Raw genomic sequence first — 21,063 nt, 5'->3', positions numbered from 1 at the left:
AAAAACTGGGCGTGAAAACCCAGTTTGCCTGTCACCAATTGGTTTGTTGGTTAATGATCCCGAACTTCATTGATCCATGCTATGATCGTCTGGCGCGCTTCTTCGTCCATTTGAACCGCTGATGGCGGCGGCATTGCGTGGCTGATCCCGGCCTGCAGATAAATCTGGTCGGCCTGCCGGGCAACGTCACCGGGTGTTTCAAGGTAAACTTTCTTGGGGGCCCATTTCATGGTGCCATAGACCGGCTCGCGCGCGTGGCACATGGAGCAATTGCCCAGAACCGTTTCATACGCGGCCTCGAAACTTGCGGCTGACGCATATTTCTCCTCATACGGCGTCAGCTCGCGTGCTTCTGCATCTTCCCATGTCTCGGTCGGCCTTACCGAAGACAGCCATGCGATTACGATCATGAGAATTACCGTGACAGCCCAGGTCCAGTGCGGGCCCTTTCCGGTTGAGTGCATGGTGTTGAAATAATGCCGGATAGTCACACCGGTCAGGAAGATCAGGCTGGCGATGATCCACGAATACTCGGTCCCGAAAGCCAGCGGGTAGTGGTTCGACAGCATCAGGAATACGACCGGCAAGGTCAGGTAGTTGTTGTGCGTCGAACGCACCTTGGCGATCTTTCCATATTTGGCATCAGGTGTTCGACCAGCCTTGAGGTCTTCAACCACGATCCGTTGGTTCGGCATGATCTGAAAGAACACGTTGGCCGTCATGATCGTCGCGGTGAAGGCGCCAAGATGCAAAAGGGCGGCTCGACCGGTGAAGATCTGGTTATAGCCCCAGGACATGATCACCAGGATCACGAACAGCAACAGCATCAAAACGGTTGGGTGGTCGCTGAGCTTGGATTTGCACATCTGGTCATACAGCAGCCACCCAATGGTCAGCGATCCGCCCGAGATCAAGATGCCCTGCCACAGCGACAGGTCCACCTTGGTCGGATCAAGCAGGAACAGCTCGCCTCCGACCCAGTAAATGATCATTAGCAGGGCCGCACCGGATAGCCATGTCGTATAACTTTGCCATTTGTGCCAGGTCAGATGTTCGGGCATCCGGGCAGGCGCCACCAGGTATTTGACGGTGTGGTAGAACCCGCCACCGTGTACTTCCCATTCTTCGCCGTAGGCCCCCTCCGGCAGGGCAGGGTTCGGCTTCAGCATGAGGTCCAGCGCGATAAAATAGAATGACGCGCCAATCCACGCCATCGCGGTGATCACATGCAGCCAGCGGACGGAAAAAGCGATCCACTCCCACATTACGGCCAAGTCGTACATGGCTTTGCTCCTAAGATTCTAAGTTCCCAGACACTCTATGCGATAGTGTTTTCCTCTGGTATTGCTACGAAAGACCAAGCAGTATCAAAAAATGCAAAATAATGTCCTACTTTGATAACATCCGAACGTTTGTCCGTGTTTACGAATTGGGCAGCATGTCCGCCGCAGGCCGTGATCTGCGGGTTTCACCGGCTGTAACGTCGGCCAGAATCTCCCAGCTTGAAGAACATCTTGGCGTCCGGCTGTTTCAACGCACCACGCGCAGCCTGACGCCGACCGAGCAAGGAAAATCGTTTTATCGGGGAGCGACGGAAATTCTTGAAGCCGTCCAAAACGCCGAAGCGCAAATCGTCAATATCACCGAGAACCTGAAAGGATCGCTGTATATTGCCGCCCCATTGGGGGTTGGTCGGCGTTTGATAGCACCGCAGGTGCCGAAGTTTCTGGCTGAATATCCCGAGGTGAATGTTCGGCTAAGGCTGACTGATCGAAACGTGGATATTACGACCGAAGGCCTGGACTTGGCTTTCTTCCTTGGTCAGCCCGAGGACAGTAATTTGCGCATTCGTAAGATTGCCGATGTGGAACGGGTTCTGTGCGCATCCCCGAAATACATCAAGAAACATGGGATGCCGGAAAGTGGCGACGATATTGTCTCCAATGGTCATGAATGCCTCAGCCTGCGGTTTCCCGGTGCGACCGAATTCCAGTGGCTTCTAAGAACTGAAACCGGGCCAAAGAGATTCCGTGTTTCAGGGCGATACGAGTCAGATGATGGCGACGTGTTGACTGATTGGGCACTGGCCGGGCACGGCATTGCGTTGAAGCCGGTTTTTGAGATTTCAAAGTACCTCAGCGCCGGTACTTTAGTTCCGGTCGCGCTGAAAACGCCACCGGAGCCGATTCAAATGGCGTGTTTGTTTACTCACCGCCGTATGCAGGACCCCAAAACGCGCCTGTTCATGGAGTTCATAATAGAGCGTATCGGTTCAACGATTGCTGAGACAAACACGCCCTAAAAGGCCGCTCAGCTGCCGCGGTAGGTTGAATAGCCGAAGGGCGAAAGAAGCAGCGGCACATGATAGTGCGAGTGTTCGGACATTCCGAACCGGATCGGGATCACGTTCAGAAAGCGTGGATCTTCGGGTGGGGTGCCGCAAGCGTCGAGGTAATCTCCGGCGTAGAAGATCAGCTCGTATTCACCCGTTGAAAACTCGGCTTCGGGCAGGATTTGTTCATCCGTGCGGCCGTCGTCATTGGTAACTAGGGTTTTCAGCAACGTACGGTCTGACCCCTCAAGTCGAAAAAGTTCGATTTTCAGACCCTCGGCAGGGCACCCCCGCGCCGTGTCCAGAACATGTGTAGTAAGGTAACCTGACATTTGAGCCTCTCTTTGAAACTTGGAAATTACTAATCCGAATACTCCCCAAGAGGCAAAGGCTGACTGTCCGAAACTCTTTGTTGTATTTTTTGAAAAACATCATCGATTATCTGGGGTATTCATCATTTCAAGAAGAAGGAAATTGATGTGACGCGTTATCCACGAGATATGACTGGCTATGGTGGGCAAGTGCCCAAAGCCAACTGGCCCAATGATTCCAAAATCGCGGTTCAGATTGTACTGAACTACGAAGAAGGTGGCGAAAACAACATCCTGCACGGCGATGCCGCATCCGAGGCGTTCTTGTCCGAGGTCACTGGGGCCGCCCCCTGGCCCGGGCAAAGACACTGGAATATGGAAACGATCTACGAATATGGCAGCCGCGCCGGGTTCTGGCGGGTTCACCAGCTTCTGCAGGACCTCCCCATTACCGTTTATGGCGTCGCCACCGCTTTGGCCCGCGCACCGGCGCAAGTTGCAGCTATGAAAAACGCGGGTTGGGAAATCGCCAGCCATGGCCTAAAGTGGATCGAGCACAAAGACATGAGCCCAGACGAAGAGCGCGCGCAAATCCGCGAAGCGATCCGTCTGCATACCGAGGTAACGGGCGAGACGCCGCGCGGTTGGTACACGGGCCGCTGTTCGATGAATACAGTCGATCTGGCTGCCGAGGAAGGCGACTTTGCATATATCGCAGACAGCTATGCCGACGATTTGCCATATTGGACAAAGGCTGGCGGCAAGGACCAATTGATTATGCCTTATACGCTGGATTGCAACGACATGCGCTTTGCGATTCAGGCGGGGTTCACCACTGGCGACCAGTTCGAAAGCTACCTGAAAGACAGCTTCGACATGCTGTATGCCGAAGGCGAAGCCGGTGCGCCCAAGATGCTTTCAATCGGTCTGCACTGCCGGTTGATTGGCCGCCCGGGTCGCGCCATGGCGCTGAAACGCGTGTTGGAGCATTTCATGAAACACGATGGTGTCTGGTTCGCCACGCGCGAACAGATTGCCGATCACTGGGCAACGGAACACCCCCCTATGCAACGCCTAACCCCGTCCGAAATGGACCAGCCCACCTTTGTTGCCGAATTCGGCGGCGTATTCGAACACAGCCCGTGGATTGCCGAAGGCGCGTATGATTTGGAGCTTGGGCCGACCCATGACAATGCTGCCGGTGTTCTCAACGCACTGGCGCGGGTGTTCCGCACGGCAACTGCCGAACAGCGCCTGGGCGTTCTGACTGCCCACCCGGATCTGGCAGGCAAGCTTGCCGCGGCCGGTCGTCTGACCAAGGAAAGCACGTCCGAACAGGCAGGGGCCGGTCTGGATATGCTGACGGACGAAGAACGCGCGACTTTCACGGCGCTGAACGAGGCCTACACAACCAAGTTCGGCTTTCCCTTCATCATTGCGGTCAAGGACAACACGAAAGCCAGCATTCTAGACGCCTTCAACCGCCGTATCGACAGCGACCGCGACACCGAGTTTGCCGAGGCCTGCCGTCAGGTTGAACGGATCGCGGAACTGCGCCTGATTGAGAAATTCGAGGTATGACGACTGTCTTGAAGCTAAGGCCTTTGACATCCGAGGCCTTTGCGCCATTCGGCGATGTCATCGAAGTGGCTGGTGATGTGGACAAATACATCAATCAGGGCAAGTGCGCGCGCTATCATGACCGCGCCGTGCTGGATTTCCACGATGGGCGCGCCGGGATCAGCGTGTTTCAATCCGAGGCGTTCAGCCTGCCGATCAAACTGGAAATGGTTGAACGTCACCCTGATGGGAGTCAGGCGTTTCTGCCCTTGTCGGACAAGCCCTTTGTTGTGGTTGTAGCACCCGACAAAGATGGAATTCCGGGCCAGCCCATCGCGTTCAAAACCAAACCAGGTCAGGGCGTGAATTACCACCGCAACACTTGGCACGGGGTTCTGACCCCACTTCATGCGCCGGGGCTGTTTGCGGTGGTCGATCGAATTGGAACCGGGTCCAACCTCGAGGAGCATTGGTTCGAGGAGCCCTTCACAATCACGGAATAAGAAACGTTGCCGGAAGAGGAGCCGGTCAACGTCTCTTAAGGGAGGAAAGACAAAATGTCAGATGCAACCATCGGGACGCCGGAGCAGCTCCGCGATCCGAACTACTCACCACCGCTTATTAAAGCGGTCCCACTGGGCATTCAGCATGTGCTGGCGATGTTCGTGTCGAACGTCACGCCAGCCATTATCGTGTGCGGAGCGGCCGGGTTTGGGTTCGGCTCGAACAGCCCCGATTTCCCGCAGATGATCTATATGATCCAGATGTCGATGTTCTTTGCGGGCGTCGCGACACTGTTCCAGTCCATTGGTGTGGGGCCTATCGGTGCCCGGCTGCCCATCGTGCAGGGCACCTCGTTTGCTTTTATCCCGATCATGATCCCATTGGTTGTTGGAAAGGGCGTTGATGCCATTGCTGTCCTGATGGGCGGCGTTGTCGTCGGTGGGCTGTTCCACGCCTTTCTGGGATTATTCATCGGGCGTCTTCGCTTTGCGCTTCCGCCACTGGTGACGGGTCTTGTGGTGACAATGATCGGTCTGGCGCTTGTGAAGGTCGGCGTTCAATACGCTGCTGGAGGAGTGCCCGCCATAGGCACCGAGGAATATGGCTCGGGCCTGAATTGGTTCATGGCCAGCACCGTGATCGTGGTTACGCTGGGCCTGAAGTTCTTTGCGCGGGGCATGTTGTCCGTGTCCGCGGTTCTGATCGGCCTGTTGGTTGGTTATGCGATGGCCTTTGCACTTGGTCAGGTAAACCTGGGCAACGTTGGTAACGCGGCCTCCTTTGCGCTGCCGAATCCGCTGCATTTTGGCATCGAATTCTCGGTCGCGGCGATCATCGGTTTCTGCGCGATGTCCTTTGTATCAGCGGTTGAAACGGTGGGCGACGTGTCCGGTATCACCAAAGGGGGTGCTGGGCGTGAAGCGACCGACAAGGAAATTCAGGGCGCGACCTATGCTGATGGTGTCGGCACCGCGATCTCGGGTCTATTCGGCGCATTGCCGAATACGTCGTTCAGCCAGAACGTCGGGCTGATTGCCATGACGGGCGTCATGAGTCGTATGGTCGTCACCATCGGCGCGCTTTTCCTGATCATTTGCGGCCTGATCCCCAAAATCGGCGCGATTATCTCGTCTATTCCGATCGAGGTGCTTGGCGGGGGCGTGATCGTAATGTTCGGCATGGTGGTCGCGGCAGGTGTCTCGATGTTGTCGGACGTGAACTGGAATCGCCGCAATATGGTGATCTTTGCGATTGCTCTGAGCCTCGGTCTTGGATTGCAGCTTGAGCCCGGCGCCCTGCAGTATCTGCCTGGCACGATAAAGGTTCTGGCCACTTCTGGCATCTTGCCTGCCGCGGTCATCGCCATTGTCCTGAATCTGGTTCTACCGGAGGAGCTTTCGGACGAGGCAACCGAAGAGGTTTCAGGTGGTATGGCGGGTCATGGTCAGGGGTCCATCGGACACGACGATCACGTCTGATACGTCTTTCCTCGTGTCATGGGAAAAAAAGCGGCGTGCCTGTGCGCGCCGCTTTTCTTTGTTCTATAGTTTCACTGCCTGGAGGCATTTGATTAATGCCCAAAAGACTAGGCCGCCCCGAAATCGGAGCGGCCCGTTGGTTAATTCTGTCATCGGTCGGCAGTTATTCAGCCGCTGTACTCAGGCGTTGATGCTGTGGATAGGTGGCAAAGCCGGGCCGCAGCGCCATGTGCCGGTTTACGTCCTTGTAAAGAAGATAGCGGAATTTGCCCGGACCACCTGCGTAGCAGGCTTGGGGGCAGAACGCGCGTAACCACATGTAATCTCCGGCCTCAACTTCGACCCAGTCATTGTTCAACCGGTAAACAGCTTTGCCTTCGAGCACATAGAGGCCATGCTCCATTACGTGCGTCTCAAGAAACGGAATAACCGCGCCGGGTTCGAACGTGACAATCGTGACATGCATGTCGTGACGCAGGTCGCTTGGGTCGACAAACCGCGTTGTGGCCCATTTGCCGTCTGTGCCGGGCATCGTCGTTGGTTCGATATCGTTTTCGTTGAGGACCAGCACGTCGGGCTTATCCAATCCCTCGACCGCCTCATACGCCTTCCGGATCCAATGGAACCGCAGTGTGTCCTCGGAACGGTTGTGCAGGGTCCATTCACTCGCCGAAGGCAAATAGGCATAACCGCCGGGGGTCAATTCATGGGTTTTGCCTTCGATGCTTAACGTTGCTGTTCCTTCGACAACGAACAAAACGCCTTCGGCCTCGGGGTCGGTCTCGGGTCGGTCAGACCCTCCACCCGGTTGAACTTCCATGATGTATTGCGAGAACGTTTCGGCAAAGCCGCTCAACGGGCGCGAGATCACCCACAAGCGTGTGTCGTCCCAGAACGGCAGGAAACTGGTCACGATATCCCTCATCGTACCCTTGGGGATCACGGCATATGCGTCCGTAAATACAGCGCGGTCAGTCAACAGTTGGTCCTGCCCGGGATGGCCCCCGTGCGGCGCGAAATACTTGGTGCTCATGTATGCTCCTGAAGAAAAACCGTGTTCTCTAAAATATGCGCCGATGACCGGGTGTGGACCACCCGCAAAGAGGCGACAGCTCTATTCGAAAAGATTTGAAAGTGTCCGTTGTTGCAGCTCACCCTCAGTTTTACATCGCGCCAACTCGGTGGCGAGGTTAGCCCCCGAGTAAAAGCGCAACTGACGCAAAATCAAAATACCCCAAGTGGGCGGGCCATTGTGATGCGTGGTGGCTACGTTGGGCCTGCCGGAACATGCGTTGGTGTGGGCAGTTTCTTTGGGCACGCGATCCTCAACTCGAAAGGAAGCGGGCCGCGTAGGCGTCCCGAAGGTCAGGACTGCGTCTTGCGAAAAGCGAAGCCGGTATTTGCCTACCTGCAAAGCGCCAGAATTCCAGCCCTTCGCAGTGAACATGCGGACCTAAAAAATTGAACCCGAGATCTTTGCACAGTTGATGCCCTATGGGGCTGGCGGCGATGGCGGCCAGGTCCTTCAGGAATACCTCTCGATCCGCGAGATCTTCCAAAATATCGACGAAACCCGACAGTAAATGCAGCGCGGCCTTCTGATGGCCTGGCGCGATATAGACACCGGCGCAATAGCCGAAGTAGTCACCGGGAAGGATAGGGCGCCGAATGGCGTCGAGGCTGAATTCGGCTTCGACAAGGCATCTTTCGCAGAACTTCGCCGCCAAGGATGCGTCCAGAAAAACCAACGACAAATGCGCAGAAAGTCTTCCAGTGTGCATGACGTAGACACCTGACAAAGCGCCATCGCGAAGAATCTTTTGCCAGATGGGGTCCCCGGCCGAAAAACCCTCGGGGAATGGGTGTGCGCCTGCGTCTTCCAATGCTTGAACTGCGACGTCGGCATTTTCGATTGATCCGAATTCTGATGCGACATCGTGCTCCCGAAAGACTCGGTATTCGGACGGCGCGCGGTGCGAGTACCGGTTCCAGTCGGCACGGCATGCGACGATCTCCTTGCGGCTCCAACCAAGGTTCTCTCGCAATCGATGCTCCAAATCGCCACGCATGAAAGACAGCGAGCGTTCGTACTTGCTGATTGCATCGACGCTTACATCCAACAACTGCGCCAGTTCCTCTTGCGTCATCCGGCCGTGAGTACCGTTACAGGCGCGAAAGCTTCGTAACTTTTGGGCAAAAAGGGATGAACGATCAGTCATGGAGCCTCGGAAATAGCGGGGCAGTCATCGGGCAATATGCCAGATTTAGGGTATTCCCCCAAGCAGCTTACGGATGACTTACGGATTCTGGCGGATTACGTCGGTGGGAAGCGGCGCTGTCATGAGTGCAGGTTCAGAGCAGAAACGAGAAAGGATTTTGCTATGACCCGTCGTATTTCCCCTTATCCCGGTGCGCTTGATGCGATCTTCTTCGGTGTGCTGTCGAACCCGGCGGGTCGTCGGCTCCGCGACGCTGATGAGGTTTGGCGACCAGAGCGCAAGCAGCGCAGCGGCTCGGTATCGGCCATGCGCCGTCATCGTTTCTCTGGCGGTCACGACGTTTAGCGCGGCCCGGCAAGAGATGTGAATCGCGGCTCTGCCGCGGTCAACAATCGGATGCGTGTCTTCCAGAACAAGATAGAACTGGTTTCGCGGTACGTCTTTCAGCTCTAAATTCAGATATCTCAGGCAATAGATTTGCAAAAAGTCGAAACTAAACTACGATAATCCCGTATAAATGAAATTGTCGCGCGTAACTCTTGATGGGTGGCGTGCTGGCATGTTTCAATTTTCCGGCCAGCCCGGTGTTATAAGCCGTTGGCTAAAAAGTATGGGAAGTTCGGCTTTCCGGCAATTGTTCGAAAGGTGCGCTACGGTCAGGCCGGGCAAAAACAAGCACCAAATACGACCAACATGGAGATATCAGATGAAAAAATTTGCAACGCTACTGGGAGGCGCATCAATGGCGATCGCCGGGCCTGCTATGGCTGCGGATATCGTAATCGGTGTGCCGAACTGGCCCTCGGTGAATGCGACAGCGCATATCTTGAAGGTGGCGATTGAACAGAACCTCGGGCTTGAGGTTGAGCTGCAGAATGGCACCAACCCAATCGTTTTCGAAGCGATGGATTCGGGCGCGATGCATGTTCACCCCGAGGTCTGGATGCCGAACCAGCAGAACCTGCATGACACTTATGTAACTGACAAAGGCACGGTTGCGTTCAACGCCAATGGCGTTGAGGCGTTCCAAGGCATGTGTGTCGACAAGGCCACTGCGGATGCCAACGATATCCGTTCGATCGACGATCTGACCAATCCTGACATTGCGGCGCTGTTCGACAGCAATGGGGACGGTCAGGGTGAAGTCTGGATCGGCGCGCCGGGTTGGGCCTCGACCAATGTCGAGAAAATCCGGGCTAAGTCATACGGTTATGATCAGGTCATGGAGCTGACCGAGATTGACGAGACGGTCGCCTATGCGAACCTCGACAATGCGATCAAGGCGGGCGACCCGTGGGTCGGGTTCTGCTATACACCGCATTACGTGTTTGCCCTGCATGACATGCAGATCCTGGAAGAGCCAGCCTATGACGCGTCCAAGTGGAACGTGCTTCAGCCCACCGACGATCCGGACTGGCTTGAGAAGTCCGAGGCCGGTGTCGCCTGGGATCTCGCATATCTGCACCTGCACTATGCAAAGTCTCTTGAGGATGAATACCCTGAGGTTGCCCAGTTGCTAGCCAACATGAAGCTGGATACCGACTCGGTTTCCGCCATGACCTATGCGCTGGTGATCGAAGGAAAAGAGCCCGCAGCCTATGCAGAAGAATGGGTGGCAGCCAATGAAGATGCCGTTCTGGGCTGGATGTCACAGTGAGTGACGCCAGTCTGAGCTGAAACTCGGACAGGCCGCCGGACATGACCGGCGGCCTGTTCTGCATCGAAGGGACAAAAATGACAGAAACAGTCGTAAAACTGACGGACGTCTGGAAGATCTTTGGCGCGCGGGCCGAAGAAGCCATGACCGCAGTGCGGAACGAGGGCATCGGAAAGCCCGAAGTTCTGGAAAGATTCAATTGTGTCGTGGGTGTGCAGGGTGCCACCTTCGAAGTGCCTCGGGGTGAGATTTTCTGCATCATGGGCCTGTCAGGCTCGGGCAAGTCGACGCTGGTACGGCACGTGAACCGCCTGATCGAGCCGACCTCGGGCAAGATCGAAATTCTGGGGCACGATGTGTCCAAGATTTCCGAGGCTGAACTACGCCGTATCCGAGCGCAGCAGATCGGGATGGTTTTCCAGCACATGGCGCTGATGCCGCACCGTTCCGTGCGCGATAACGTGGCCTATCCGCTGGAAATTCGAAAGGTTTCCAAGTCGAAACGCTGGGCGGTGTCCGATCACGCGCTGGGTTTGGTGGACCTGACCGGGTACGAGGATCGTCTGCCCAAAGAACTGTCAGGCGGTATGCAGCAACGGGTGGGGATTGCCCGGGCGCTGGCTTCTGACCCGGAAATCCTGCTGATGGATGAACCGTTCTCGGCCCTTGACCCGCTGATCCGTCTGCAATTGCAGGATCAGTTCAAGGCGCTGGTGGCGCAGTTGCAGAAGACAACGTTGTTCATCACGCACGATCTGGATGAGGCCATTCGCATCGGCCATCGGATTGCGATCATGAAAGACGGCGTGATCGTTCAGATCGGCACTCCGGAAGACATCGTCATGAACCCGGCCGACGATTATGTGCGCGAGTTTGTGCAGGGCATCTCGAAACTCAAACTGGTCAAGGCACATTCGATCATGGAGCCGATGGAAAGCTATTCTGGTCCAACCGAAGGCGCGCCGCGCGCCGATGAAGGGGCGGATCTGGATCAGTTGATCGACCTGGCTGTCAATACGGATATGCCGGTGATCATCACTGATGCGGGTACTGATGTGGGCGTTGTGACCAAACCACGCCTGCTGCGCGGAATTCAGGGGGGCAAAAATGAGTGATGCAACCACAGAGGTCAAAGTAACGGCTGCCTCTGATATCGAGGTCGACCGCGAGGCACTGGACCAATCAATTCACGATTTTGTCGGACCGAGCGGTGACTACTATGTCAATGCTTTCCACAAAATCCATGACGCAACCAGCCCGGTTCCGAACACGTTCAACCTGTGGGCTGCGGTGCTGGGGCCGTTTTGGTCCGCGTCGCGGGCGATTTGGGGCATGTTCTGGACTTTCCTGATCCTGGAAATCATCGCCTGGGTTCAGATTGGCCGAGGTGCCTGGGGCAATCCCGGTGCCGACTTGGCAGAGCGTGCCGAACGTCAGCAAGCCCGTGCGAATGAACTGCTAGAACGGGCGGGGGAAGCCACGGAAAAGGCTGACATAGACCGGTTCACCAAACTGGCCGAAAACATCCAGAAGGCGGCCGATTCCAGTTTTGAAAAGGCCGCCGCCGCGCAGTCCGAGGCTGTGGGTATCATGGTCACCGGCCTGCTGATGCTGCTGGTATTCAAACTGGTGCAGGGGTTCTACGCGGATCGGGTTTATGAAAAGCAGTACTCGAAATGGCGGACGGATCCGAGCAGCACGGAAAGCGGCCGGTCTACGCGCAATACAGTAATGGGTGCCGTTCTGGTGGCCGCAATTGCGCCACTAATCGTTTACAAGTTCACAGTAAACGCGTCGTTGCCCTTGCTGGACGCCTTTCCCGAGGAGCAGGTGTCTGAGATCATATTGGGCCCGGGCGAGGGAACGCTATTCTCGAACTTGGCCAGTTGGATGGAGGCGCAGATTGACGCTGCTGCTGCCGCGGGAGGCGATGTTTTTGATGGGATTGTCGCCGGTGTCCGCTCGGTTCTGGATGCGCTGACTATTGCGTTGATCGGGTCTCCGTGGCCGGTTGTGATGCTGGTCATCTGCGTGACCGCATGGCGTGCGGCCGGTCCGCGTGTGGCGATCTTCACCGCGTCCTCACTGGCCTATATCGCCTTGCTGGGCTACTGGGATGTGGCGATGGAGACGGTGGCCCTGGTTGGCGCTGCGGTCCTGCTGTGTGTTGTGTTTGGCATTCCGCTGGGCATTTGGTTCGGCAAATCCAAACGCGCTTATCGCGCAGCGGAACCTGTGCTGGACTTGATGCAGACGCTTCCGGCCTTCGTCTATCTGATCCCGATCATTGCCTTCTTTGGCACGGGTAACCCACCGGGCATTCTGGCCACGATCATCTTTGGCATGCCGCCGGTGATCCGCCTTACCGCGCTGGGTATGCGAGGAGTTCCGGAAAGCATCAAAGAAGCAGCGGTCGCCTTTGGCGCGTCCAAGTGGCAGCTGCTGAAAGATGTGGAAATCCCGCTAGCCTTGCCGTCCATCATGACTGGGGTCAACCAGACCATCCTGATGTGTCTGTCGATGGTGGTAATCATTTCGCTGATCGGCGGCGGTGGTCTGGGCAAGGAAATCCTTGAGGCGCTGCAATACGCCGCCAAGGGTCCGGGTTTGCTGGGCGGCTTTGCAATCCTGTTCCTGGCCATGGTGATGGACCGGATCGTGCAAGGGGCCTTCCGGCGAGAAGACGAGAAACTCTAAACAAACCCGCCCCCGGTTACTGCCGGGGGCGTTTTTCTTTTACCGGGGAAAACAATGACTGACCGTTATGAACAATCCATGATGGAAAACCTTTACTGGTGGGGGGTGCCTACCCTGTTTCGCTGCCCGAATGTCGGGCCTGAGGGGCAGGATATCGCGCTGGCAGGCGTGCCTCATTCCACCGGCAATGGCACGACTGAACGGGATCAGCATCTGGGTCCGCGCGCGCTGCGCCATGTCTCGGCAGTGCAGCGCCGGGTGCATTCACTGTTTGGGATCGACCCCTGGAACAGTGCGCGGATTGCTGATGTGGGAGACGTGCCGTTCCCAAGGGCCAATAACAACGAAGACTGCATCGAACGCATCACCGAGTTTTATAAAGATATCGATGCGGCCGGTGCGCGGCCTGTTTCGGTCGGTGGCGATCACTCCATAACGGGTGGCATCGTGCAGGCGCTGGGCCGGGGCAAACTGGCGGGCGGTGAACCGATAAGCTTTCTGCATCTGGACGCCCACACGGATGTGTTCACCAAGGTTGATCACTTTCTGGGTGCCAAAAAGTCGGCGGCGCACTGGGGGGCTTATCTGGCTGATCAGGGGCAGGTTGATCCGACCCGATCCATGCAGATCGGTCTTCGTGGCCATCCGCGCAGCCTGGACTGGCTGCAGCCCTCATACGACTATGGTTATAACATCGTCACCATGCGTGAATTCCGCCAGCGCGGTCTTGCGGATGTAGTGGCGCAGACCAAAGAGGTTCTGGGGGATCGTCCGGTTTACATCACCTTCGATCTGGATTGCCTCGACCCGACAGTTGCGCCTGCGGTTTCCAATCTGGAGCCCGGCGAGAAGGGGTTCGACATAGACGAAGCCGTTGGCATTCTGCACGCCGCACGCGGGTTGAACATTGTAGGCGGAGATGTCGTCTGCATGATGCCCACCAAGGACAGCCCCAACAACATCACCGCGCTGACAGCAGCAGCGGTGATGTTTGAGATGATCTCGATGATCGCTGAAAACGTCAGCGGGGCCTAAGACCGCCGCGCATCCACCGCCTGCGCCAGCACGCAGAGTAGTTCGAACATCAGCGAAATGCCAAGCCAAGCTGTGCCGCCCTCCGGATCGAAGGGCGGCGCGACTTCGACCAGATCGGCACCGACCAGATTGACGCCAGCCATCTTGCGAATGACCTGCTGAGCCTGAAAACTGTTCGGCCCACCGATTTCGGGCGTGCCGGTGCCGGGCGCATAAGTCGGGTCGACGAAGTCAATATCATAGGTGCAATAGGTCGGCGTCGTTCCGACAATACTGCGCACCTCGGCCATGACATCATCGATACCCCGATCGAACAGTTCCTCGATACGGATGATGCGGATGCCCTGTGCCTCACCCCATTCGATGTCTTCCGTATTGTAGGCGGTGCCGCGAATGCCGACCTGAACAAAACGCTTAGGGTCGACTAGTCCTTCTTCGACCGCGCGGCGGAACGGCGTGCCGTGAGTGAACTTGTGGCCGCCGAAATAGGTGTCGAAAAGGTCGGTATGACTGTCGAACTGGATCAGGCCAAGCGGGCCGGATTTGGCCAGCGCGCGCAAGACGGGCAGGGTAGTCAGGTGATCCCCTCCGGCGGTTAGGGGGGTGATGCCGCGATCCTGCAAATCCGAGTAGAAAGCGGTCACCCGCTCCAGCGTATCCCCGATATCCACCGGGTTCGGCGCGACATCGCCCAGATCGGCGCAATTGACCAGCGAGAAGGGCGCGACCCCGGTGACCGGGTTCATCGCGCGGATCATTGTCGAGAAATCCCGCAACTGGCGCGGCCCGTGCCGTGCGCCGGGGCGGTTGGTGGTGCCGCCATCCCAGGGAATGCCAACAAGACCCAGTTCAACTTCGGCAATGCGGTCGTGGTCCAGTGTCACGCTTGGCAGCCGCATAAAGGTGGGAATGCCGGCGAACCGGGCAAGCTCCATCGCCGAGACCGGCTGAAAAAACGAATTGGTCATAAGGTCCCCATTCTCTGTCGGTTGCGGGCGAGCCTAGCGGCAGAATTGTCGGTTGGAAATGGGCTGATGCGTTCAGATCAGAATGCGAAACCGTTTGCGGATTTCGGCATCCTGCGCGTCGGTCAAATACTTTGGATGATGCGTGGCTAGCACCTCTTTGGCCTTTTCGCGTGCTGCCGACCAAGCGTCAGTCGCGCCTTCTTCCTGCCATGTGCGTGGCTCGTTCCTATCGGCCAGATCCGGGTAGAAGTAATCCCGCTCCATCGCCGCATACGTATGTGAACTGCCCAGAAAATGACCGTCCCCCAGAACCGAATGACAGATCGCATCAAAGGCCAGATTTTCCTCGGTCACTTCGATTCCGCGAAGCGCCCGATAGGTGTGTGAATGCATTTCGTTGTCCAGCACAAAAGCCTCGAAACTGACACCCAGCAGCGAGGCCGTCATGCCAGAGCTTTCATATATCAGGTTGCCCCCGGCCAGTGCGGCGGCCAGCGAAGTGATCCCTTTTTCAGCGCCGTATTGCGCATCGATGGCCTTTGCGTCGGCCATCGACGCCGCCACGCCCGAGGGCAGGCCCAGCCAGTTGGTGATCTGCGCCGAAGCGGCGTTCAGGATGGCAGTTTCGCCGCTGCCCCCGGCAAACGAGCCGGTGCGCAGGTCAACGATGAACGGCCAGTTGGAAAACACCATCGGAAAGCTGGGCTGGATCGCGTTGACCATGACCAGGCTGGCCAAGGTTTCGGCCAGCGATTGTGCCAGAAAACCCGCCAGTGTTGCCGGGGCAGTTGCGCCCGCTTGTGCCGCAGTGATGCAGGACATTGGGATGTTGTTGGCGATACATTCATAAACAACGTCCACGGCATCTTCGCCGTAGCGCATTGGGGAAATCACCGGGCTGATATGGGCCTTCAGAAAGGGGCGTTTGGCGAATTCACCCGGCCCACCGGCCACGATGTCCAACATCTCGACAATCAGGGCGACATTCTCGGCCAGCGTGAATGAGGTTGCCACTGGTTTGGTCGTGTTGCGCACCAGCGCGTAGACCGTGTTGACGTCCAGATCGCGCACATCCGGTAGGTCGGTCGCCACACAGCAGCGGGTGAACCAGCTGACATTGGCCAACGTGTCCTGCAACCGTGCAAAATCGCTCAGATCGGCCAGTGTCGACGGTCGGTATAGGCCGGTGTCCATATCCAGCGTCTGTACGGCGGCACCACCGGTGCCAAAGAACACGCGGTCGCCGCCAACCTCGATGGATCGGGTTTCGTCCCGGCCGTGGAAGGTAAAGGTTTTGGCGGCGCATTGGATCACGTGCTCGACCATCTCACGAGGGAATACCAGCCGACCTTGCTTTCCCTGCTTTGCACCCGCTGCCTGTAGATCAGCGGCCAGCCGATCCGGCACTTCGCCCATGCCCAGAGTTTCCAGCAGGCGCAGGGCGGTGTCGTAGATCTGCGTGATCTCGGATTGCGTCAGTGGTTTGAACGCGCCGCCCTTTTGACCGGGCGGGCAGGGATCGACCACTGGCTTGGCCGCGCGTTGTGCATGCCGGGCGCGCCGACCGCTTCGTTTGGCACCTTCCGAAGACATTCCTTTCCTTTCCCGCAGGTCTTTCGGAAACCCTAATCGGCAAATCCGGTCTGCGGCAAAGGGGAATTGCGAATTTCAAAATCCTCAATCGCAGTTTCGATTTTTCAATACTGTCGATGCCCCTGTTGTCGGCCCGGCCCATTCTTCCGCAAGATTTGTCTCGGACAAGAGGGAGCAGGGCCAATGAAATCGCGCACCAGAGTCGTTGTAATCGGTGGCGGGATCGCCGGATGTTCAACGCTGTACCATCTGACGCAAGAGGGGTGGACGGATGTAGTTCTGGTTGAGCGTAACGAGCTGACCTCGGGCACCACATGGCATTCGGCTGCGCAGGTAACGAATTTCGGCATGAACCAGACAATGGTTGGCCTGAAATCGCACTCGATCCGGTTGTATAAGGAATTGGCCGAGGATCCGGACTATCCGATCAACTATCATCATGGCGATGGTGGTATCCGTCTGGCAAATACCGAGGCGCAGATGCAGGGCTATCGCCATTTCGCGTCGATGGCCCGCGGGATGGATGTAGAGTTTGAGGTGATCGACGCCGAGGAATGTGCCCGCCGCCATCCTTTGATCTCGACCGAGAACCTGATCGGCGGGCTGTGGGACCCGATGGATGGCGACATCGACCCGGCCCAGTTATGTCAGGCGCTGGCACGACGGGCGCGCAAGGCAGGAGCCGAGGTCTATCGCAACACCCCCGTTACGGCCCTGACCCAGCATGGTGACGATACCTGGACCGTGCACACCGAACATGGCGACATCGACTGCGATATTGTGGTGAACGCTTGTGGTTACAGGGTCAACGAGGTTGGCGCGATGATGGGCGTGCACCACCCGGTCGCGTCGATGGAGCATCAGTATTTCCTGACCGAAGAAATCCCTGCGATCCGGGATGCGGGACACCGGATGCCGCTGCTGCGCTGTCCGATCAGTGACTATTACTGCCGCCAGGAAAAGAACGGGTTGTTGCTGGGCTTCTATGAGCAGGATTGCAAGACCTGGGGCATGGACGGGATCGACCCGAACTTTGTCAACGCCTTGTGCCCGGATGATCTGGACCGGGTGACTGATGTGCTTGAGGGCGCGTTTGCCCGGATGCCCGCATTGATGGAGGTCGGGGTCCATACAATCGTCAATGGTCCGATCACCTATACCATTGACGGCGCCCCTCTGGTTGGCCCGATCCCCGGTAAACGCAATGCGTTCTGCATCATCGGGTTACGCGCGGGGTTGGGTGAGGGCGGCGGCCATGGGTGGCTGCTGGCCCAGCAGATCGTGCACGGAGAGGCGTGTTACGACACCTGGTGTCTGGACCCGCGCCGGTTCACAGGCCATGCGAATGTGGAATTGACGGCGCTGAAGGCGATTGAGGATTATCAGAACGAATTCCGGTTTCATTTCCCTCATGAACACCGACCCGCCGGGCGACCGGCCAAGACGACACCTCTGACCCCCGTAATGGCAGCGGAAGGGGCGGAATTCACGGTGGTCAACGGGTGGGAGAGGGTCGAATATATCAAGCCCTCCCCGGAATTCTCACCCACCCTCAGTTTCGATTTTGACGAAACCTTTGACCTGGTCGCGGCTGAGGTGGCCAATGTTCAGGCGGGTGTCGGGCTGGCCGAGGTAAACGGCTTTAACCGGATCGAAATCACTGGCGCAGATCGGCACGCCTTTCTGAACCGGATGTTCTGCGGCACCGTCACCCGGCGCGAGGGCCGGGTGGGGCTGGGTTACCTGTTAAACCACCACGGCATGGTCAAGGCCGAGGCGACCACTGCCAACCTGCCTGCCAGCGACCGGGGACCTGCGCGTCTGTGGTATGGTTCGGCCGCCGCCAGTGAGTTCCACGACATGGATTGGCTGACCCAACACGTGCGGGCCGATGAGGATGTGCACCTGCGCAGCCTGACCAATGATCAAACCATTTTGGTGTTGGCTGGCCCGAAAGCGCGAGACGTCCTGTCAGGCTGTGCGCGTGGTGACTGGTCTGCTGCGGCATTTCCTTGGCTTAGCGTGCGGGAATGTTTCATCGGGATCGCCCCGGCTACGGTCATGGGTATCAGTTTCTCGGGTGAGTTGGCCTATGAAATCCATGTGCCTAACGCCTCGCTCTATGCGGCTTATCTGGCTTTGCGGCAGGCGGGGAACGCGCACGGATTGAAGCTGTTCGGGGCGCGTGCGGTAGAGTCCATGCGCATGGAGAAAAGCTTTCTGCATTGGAAAGCCGATTTGATCACCGAATTCGACCCGTTCGAAACGGGTTTGGACCGCTTTGTGAAGCTGGACAAAGGCGATTTCATCGGGCGTGATGCATTGCTGAAGCGGCGGGCTGAGGGGCCGCGCAAAAAACTGATTGCTCTGCAGATCCACGCAACACAGCAGCCTGCACATCCCGGCGCATCATTGATGCAGGGTGAGCGCGTTGTTGGCACGATCACCTCGGGCGAATGGGGGCACCGCACCGGGTTGAACCTGGCGCATGGTTTTGTTGATCCTAAACTGGCTGATATCGGGGCTGAAGTGGAGTTGGATTCCTGTGGTCATCGCGTGCGCGCCACGGTCATACCGCCGTCACCCTATGATCCAGGATTTGAGAGGATGCGCGGGTAATTTCGACCCGCTATCCAAATTCACCATTGCCGCCGGCGCAAAACTTTGTTTGGGTTCGTTTCGAAGAAATCGAAACAATGGGTGTGCGCGGTGTCGAAATCTCTGAGTCTTCGCTGGCTAGAAGTCTTCCGACTGGTGGCCAAATCGGGTTCGATTCAGCAGGTCGCGTCCGAGACGGGACTGTCGATCAGTACCGTCTCGAACCACCTGCGCAGCCTTGAGGGTGCGCTGGGTATCGATCTTGTTGATCACGGGCGCCGTCCTATGGGCCTGACCCCTGCGGGCGAGGTGTTCGCGCGCTATGTCCGCGATGGACTGACGGTGCTAAAGCGGGGCGAGGCGGAAATCCGGTCCGGCAACTGGCAGCATGCTACGGACTTGCGGCTCGCCCTGATCGACGATTTCGACAATCAGATCGCACCGGACCTGTTCCGCTTTCTGGCTCAGGCCTTGCCGCGATGCAGCTTCCGGCACTATACGCGCCCCAGTCACGAGATCATTGCCAATCTGCAAGAGCATAAACTGGACGCTGGCGTCGCCACCCGGCCCTCGGAGCGGACCGAGGGGCTGATTGAATACCCGCTGATGCGCGATCCGTTTATCGTCATTCTGCCGAATTCCTATCAAGGCGAACCCGAAGACTTGCTGAAGCCGGATGCGGAATTGCCGCTTTTGCGGTATTCACGGGACCTTATGATTGGCAAGCAGGTCGAGATTCAGCTGACCCGCAGCAAGTACAACTTGCCCAACCGGTTCGAATTGGAATGCAATCACTCGATCATTGGCCTGGTCGCCGAGGGCAGCGGTTGGGCGATAACAACAGCCGCTTGCTTCCACCGCGCCCAGAGGTTCCATGACAGTCTAAGGGCAATTCCGTTTCCGGGGCGGAATTTTGTGCGTACCGTATCCCTGTTCACGACCGAGGTGTATCCCGAAACAACTTCGAAACTGATCCAGAAGGTGATGGCAAAGCTGATACGGCAGCATTTTACCGATCCCATGGGTGCGAATTATGCCTGGTTGAAAGACGATTTCCGCACCATGGAGACTGAGGCCGCCTAAACACCGGCTGGTGGCCCGAGGGATTGGCGTTCGACGATACGTGTGGCCAGCGGCTTTCCGTGGCCGCTCGCCTGCTTTTCAAGCATCCCGATCAGTGTTGACGCGGCCCTGCGACCCATTTCCCGATGCGGGACATGCACGGTTGTCAGGGCTGGCGTGGCGATCCGGGCCAACTCGATATCGTCAAAACCGGTGATGGAGACATCCCGGGGCACATTCAGCCCCATTTCGCGTGCGCGATGCAGCGCACCTACGGCCAGAACATCGTTACCGCACAGGATTGCGGTGGGCGTCACGTCATGCGACATCAGCTCTGAGAAGGCCGCAGCTCCGTTTTCAATCTCATAAGGAGTTTCGATGATGGTCAGGTCTGAGGGGTTAAGATCGTTATGCCTGACCGCATCCTGCACACCTTCGATCCGCAGGCGCGCGCGATCATTGCCAGTGCTGACGCCCGAAATTACGCCGATCCGTTTGTGGCCCAGACTGATCACACGGTTTGCCAGCACGGCCATCGCCGCACGGTTGTCAAAGCCGACACAGGGAAGCTGCGCATCGGGCATATAGGACCAAGCGACCAGGGCCGGAATTTTCCAGCGCTCAAGGTTTTTGTAGATCCGCGGGTCGCGATCATGCCCAATCAACAGCAACCCATCCGCGCCACGCGCGACCAGCGTTTTGATCTGTTCTTCCTCAATCTCGGGTTTGTAGGCCGAGCTTGAGACCAGCAATGTGTACCCGTGTTGGTGCAACTCTTCCTGAAACGCCTGCAGGCCACGGGCGAAAATGGCGTTCTCCATAGTGGGAATAATGGCGCCAATCGTCGAAGAACGCTTGGCGGCCATGACGCGCGCAGCAAAATTGGGCATGTACCCCAGCGCGTCCACGGCTGACTGAACACGCAGGCGCTTTGCCTTAACCACCTGATCGGGACTGTTCAGGCAACGCGAGACGGTTGCCGTCGAAACGCCGGCCAGTTTGGCCACATCATCCAATGTTGGCGCTGATCCAAGTTTCGACATTTTCAA

The 21,063-nt window shown here is 57.4% G+C and carries 18 protein-coding genes; 11 read left to right on the top strand and 7 right to left on the bottom strand.

What is annotated here, in order from left to right; all coding sequences use genetic code 11:
• Positions 1 to 50 precede the first annotated feature (50 nt).
• Entirely contained in the window at positions 51 to 1,283 is a 1,233-nt protein-coding gene (locus ACR0DT_RS12660) for a urate hydroxylase PuuD (protein WP_480711097.1), read from the bottom strand.
• 101 nt (positions 1,284 to 1,384) lie between these two features.
• Here ACR0DT_RS12660 and ACR0DT_RS12655 point away from each other — a divergent pair, with 101 nt between their 5' ends.
• A complete protein-coding gene (locus ACR0DT_RS12655) occupies positions 1,385 to 2,302 on the top strand; it encodes a LysR family transcriptional regulator (protein WP_480711096.1) in 918 nt (305 codons plus the stop codon).
• 8 nt (positions 2,303 to 2,310) lie between these two features.
• On the opposite strand, the gene uraH is transcribed toward ACR0DT_RS12655, so the two are convergent.
• Positions 2,311 to 2,664 (bottom strand): hydroxyisourate hydrolase, encoded by a 354-nt coding sequence (gene uraH / locus ACR0DT_RS12650; RefSeq protein WP_480711095.1) that lies wholly within the window; start codon positions 2,662 to 2,664, stop codon positions 2,311 to 2,313.
• Positions 2,665 to 2,811: 147 nt separating this feature from the next.
• Between uraH and puuE the strand changes: the two genes are divergently transcribed.
• From puuE to ACR0DT_RS12635, 3 genes are read left to right on the top strand one after another with little or no spacing between them, the layout of a single operon-like run.
• Positions 2,812 to 4,224: an allantoinase PuuE gene (gene puuE, locus ACR0DT_RS12645; RefSeq protein ID WP_480711094.1), complete on the top strand. Its 1,413-nt coding sequence runs from the start codon at positions 2,812 to 2,814 to the stop codon at positions 4,222 to 4,224.
• A complete protein-coding gene (locus ACR0DT_RS12640) occupies positions 4,221 to 4,706 on the top strand; it encodes an ureidoglycolate lyase (RefSeq protein WP_480711093.1) in 486 nt (161 codons plus the stop codon). The genes puuE and ACR0DT_RS12640 overlap by 4 nt, the downstream gene beginning before the upstream one ends.
• 54 nt (positions 4,707 to 4,760) lie before the next feature.
• A complete protein-coding gene (locus tag ACR0DT_RS12635) occupies positions 4,761 to 6,185 on the top strand; it encodes a uracil-xanthine permease family protein (protein WP_480711092.1) in 1,425 nt (474 codons plus the stop codon).
• A gap of 163 nt (positions 6,186 to 6,348) precedes the next feature.
• Here ACR0DT_RS12635 and ACR0DT_RS12630 read toward each other — a convergent pair whose 3' ends face one another.
• Together ACR0DT_RS12630 and ACR0DT_RS12625 are read right to left on the bottom strand one after the other, a co-directional pair.
• A complete protein-coding gene (locus ACR0DT_RS12630) occupies positions 6,349 to 7,218 on the bottom strand; it encodes a bifunctional allantoicase/(S)-ureidoglycine aminohydrolase (protein ID WP_480711091.1) in 870 nt (289 codons plus the stop codon).
• A 292-nt stretch (positions 7,219 to 7,510) separates the two neighbouring features.
• On the bottom strand, positions 7,511 to 8,404 hold the full coding sequence (locus ACR0DT_RS12625) for a helix-turn-helix domain-containing protein (RefSeq protein WP_480711090.1): 894 nt from the start codon (positions 8,402 to 8,404) through the stop codon (positions 7,511 to 7,513).
• A gap of 162 nt (positions 8,405 to 8,566) precedes the next feature.
• Here ACR0DT_RS12625 and ACR0DT_RS12620 point away from each other — a divergent pair, with 162 nt between their 5' ends.
• The 5 genes from ACR0DT_RS12620 to ACR0DT_RS12600 all read left to right on the top strand — a co-directional run bounded on the left by ACR0DT_RS12620 (position 8,567) and on the right by ACR0DT_RS12600 (position 13,793).
• Positions 8,567 to 8,749 (top strand): hypothetical protein, encoded by a 183-nt coding sequence (locus ACR0DT_RS12620; RefSeq protein WP_480711089.1) that lies wholly within the window; start codon positions 8,567 to 8,569, stop codon positions 8,747 to 8,749.
• Between the two features lie 361 nt (positions 8,750 to 9,110).
• A complete protein-coding gene (locus ACR0DT_RS12615; protein WP_480711088.1) occupies positions 9,111 to 10,061 on the top strand; it encodes an ABC transporter substrate-binding protein in 951 nt (316 codons plus the stop codon).
• Positions 10,062 to 10,138: 77 nt separating this feature from the next.
• On the top strand, positions 10,139 to 11,176 hold the full coding sequence (locus ACR0DT_RS12610; protein ID WP_480711087.1) for a quaternary amine ABC transporter ATP-binding protein: 1,038 nt from the start codon (positions 10,139 to 10,141) through the stop codon (positions 11,174 to 11,176).
• Positions 11,169 to 12,758 (top strand): ABC transporter permease, encoded by a 1,590-nt coding sequence (locus ACR0DT_RS12605; protein ID WP_480711086.1) that lies wholly within the window; start codon positions 11,169 to 11,171, stop codon positions 12,756 to 12,758. The genes ACR0DT_RS12610 and ACR0DT_RS12605 overlap by 8 nt, the downstream gene beginning before the upstream one ends.
• Positions 12,759 to 12,812: 54 nt before the next feature.
• Entirely contained in the window at positions 12,813 to 13,793 is a 981-nt protein-coding gene (locus tag ACR0DT_RS12600; protein WP_480711085.1) for an arginase family protein, read from the top strand.
• Here the strand turns inward: ACR0DT_RS12600 and ACR0DT_RS12595 are convergent.
• Positions 13,790 to 14,761: an agmatinase gene (locus ACR0DT_RS12595; RefSeq protein ID WP_480711084.1), complete on the bottom strand. Its 972-nt coding sequence runs from the start codon at positions 14,759 to 14,761 to the stop codon at positions 13,790 to 13,792. The genes ACR0DT_RS12600 and ACR0DT_RS12595 overlap by 4 nt on opposite strands.
• A gap of 72 nt (positions 14,762 to 14,833) precedes the next feature.
• Entirely contained in the window at positions 14,834 to 16,354 is a 1,521-nt protein-coding gene (locus ACR0DT_RS12590; protein ID WP_480711083.1) for a trimethylamine methyltransferase family protein, read from the bottom strand.
• A gap of 183 nt (positions 16,355 to 16,537) precedes the next feature.
• Here ACR0DT_RS12590 and ACR0DT_RS12585 point away from each other — a divergent pair, with 183 nt between their 5' ends.
• Together ACR0DT_RS12585 and ACR0DT_RS12580 are read left to right on the top strand one after the other, a co-directional pair.
• A complete protein-coding gene (locus ACR0DT_RS12585; protein ID WP_480711082.1) occupies positions 16,538 to 18,973 on the top strand; it encodes a GcvT family protein in 2,436 nt (811 codons plus the stop codon).
• A gap of 90 nt (positions 18,974 to 19,063) precedes the next feature.
• Complete coding sequence (locus tag ACR0DT_RS12580; RefSeq protein WP_480711081.1) at positions 19,064 to 20,035, top strand: LysR family transcriptional regulator; 972 nt, start codon at positions 19,064 to 19,066, stop codon at positions 20,033 to 20,035.
• On the opposite strand, the gene ACR0DT_RS12575 is transcribed toward ACR0DT_RS12580, so the two are convergent.
• Positions 20,032 to 21,057: a LacI family DNA-binding transcriptional regulator gene (locus ACR0DT_RS12575; RefSeq protein WP_480711080.1), complete on the bottom strand. Its 1,026-nt coding sequence runs from the start codon at positions 21,055 to 21,057 to the stop codon at positions 20,032 to 20,034. The two genes, ACR0DT_RS12580 and ACR0DT_RS12575, sit on opposite strands and share 4 nt — an antisense overlap.
• Between the last annotated feature and the right edge of the window lie 6 nt (positions 21,058 to 21,063).

This window comes from Ruegeria sp. BI11, from assembly GCF_056538005.1.
Note: the sequence above shows the minus strand (reverse complement) of the source record. Positions and strands in the feature narration are given on the sequence as shown.

Excerpts from the sequence above, each read along its gene's own strand:
- ACR0DT_RS12660 (WP_480711097.1), bottom strand. The coding sequence starts at position 1,283 with ATGTACGACTTGGCCGTAATGTGGGAGTGGATCGCTTTTTCCGTCCGC.
- ACR0DT_RS12615 (WP_480711088.1), top strand. The coding sequence starts at position 9,111 with ATGAAAAAATTTGCAACGCTACTGGGAGGCGCATCAATGGCGATCGCC.
- uraH (WP_480711095.1), bottom strand. The coding sequence starts at position 2,664 with ATGTCAGGTTACCTTACTACACATGTTCTGGACACGGCGCGGGGGTGC.
- ACR0DT_RS12625 (WP_480711090.1), bottom strand. The coding sequence starts at position 8,404 with ATGACTGATCGTTCATCCCTTTTTGCCCAAAAGTTACGAAGCTTTCGC.
- ACR0DT_RS12610 (WP_480711087.1), top strand. The coding sequence starts at position 10,139 with ATGACAGAAACAGTCGTAAAACTGACGGACGTCTGGAAGATCTTTGGC.
- ACR0DT_RS12585 (WP_480711082.1), top strand. The coding sequence starts at position 16,538 with ATGAAATCGCGCACCAGAGTCGTTGTAATCGGTGGCGGGATCGCCGGA.
- ACR0DT_RS12575 (WP_480711080.1), bottom strand. The coding sequence starts at position 21,057 with ATGTCGAAACTTGGATCAGCGCCAACATTGGATGATGTGGCCAAACTG.
- ACR0DT_RS12595 (WP_480711084.1), bottom strand. The coding sequence starts at position 14,761 with ATGACCAATTCGTTTTTTCAGCCGGTCTCGGCGATGGAGCTTGCCCGG.
- ACR0DT_RS12600 (WP_480711085.1), top strand. The coding sequence starts at position 12,813 with ATGACTGACCGTTATGAACAATCCATGATGGAAAACCTTTACTGGTGG.
- ACR0DT_RS12655 (WP_480711096.1), top strand. The coding sequence starts at position 1,385 with ATGTCCTACTTTGATAACATCCGAACGTTTGTCCGTGTTTACGAATTG.
- ACR0DT_RS12640 (WP_480711093.1), top strand. The coding sequence starts at position 4,221 with ATGACGACTGTCTTGAAGCTAAGGCCTTTGACATCCGAGGCCTTTGCG.
- ACR0DT_RS12605 (WP_480711086.1), top strand. The coding sequence starts at position 11,169 with ATGAGTGATGCAACCACAGAGGTCAAAGTAACGGCTGCCTCTGATATC.
- ACR0DT_RS12590 (WP_480711083.1), bottom strand. The coding sequence starts at position 16,354 with ATGTCTTCGGAAGGTGCCAAACGAAGCGGTCGGCGCGCCCGGCATGCA.
- ACR0DT_RS12620 (WP_480711089.1), top strand. The coding sequence starts at position 8,567 with ATGACCCGTCGTATTTCCCCTTATCCCGGTGCGCTTGATGCGATCTTC.
- ACR0DT_RS12630 (WP_480711091.1), bottom strand. The coding sequence starts at position 7,218 with ATGAGCACCAAGTATTTCGCGCCGCACGGGGGCCATCCCGGGCAGGAC.
- ACR0DT_RS12635 (WP_480711092.1), top strand. The coding sequence starts at position 4,761 with ATGTCAGATGCAACCATCGGGACGCCGGAGCAGCTCCGCGATCCGAAC.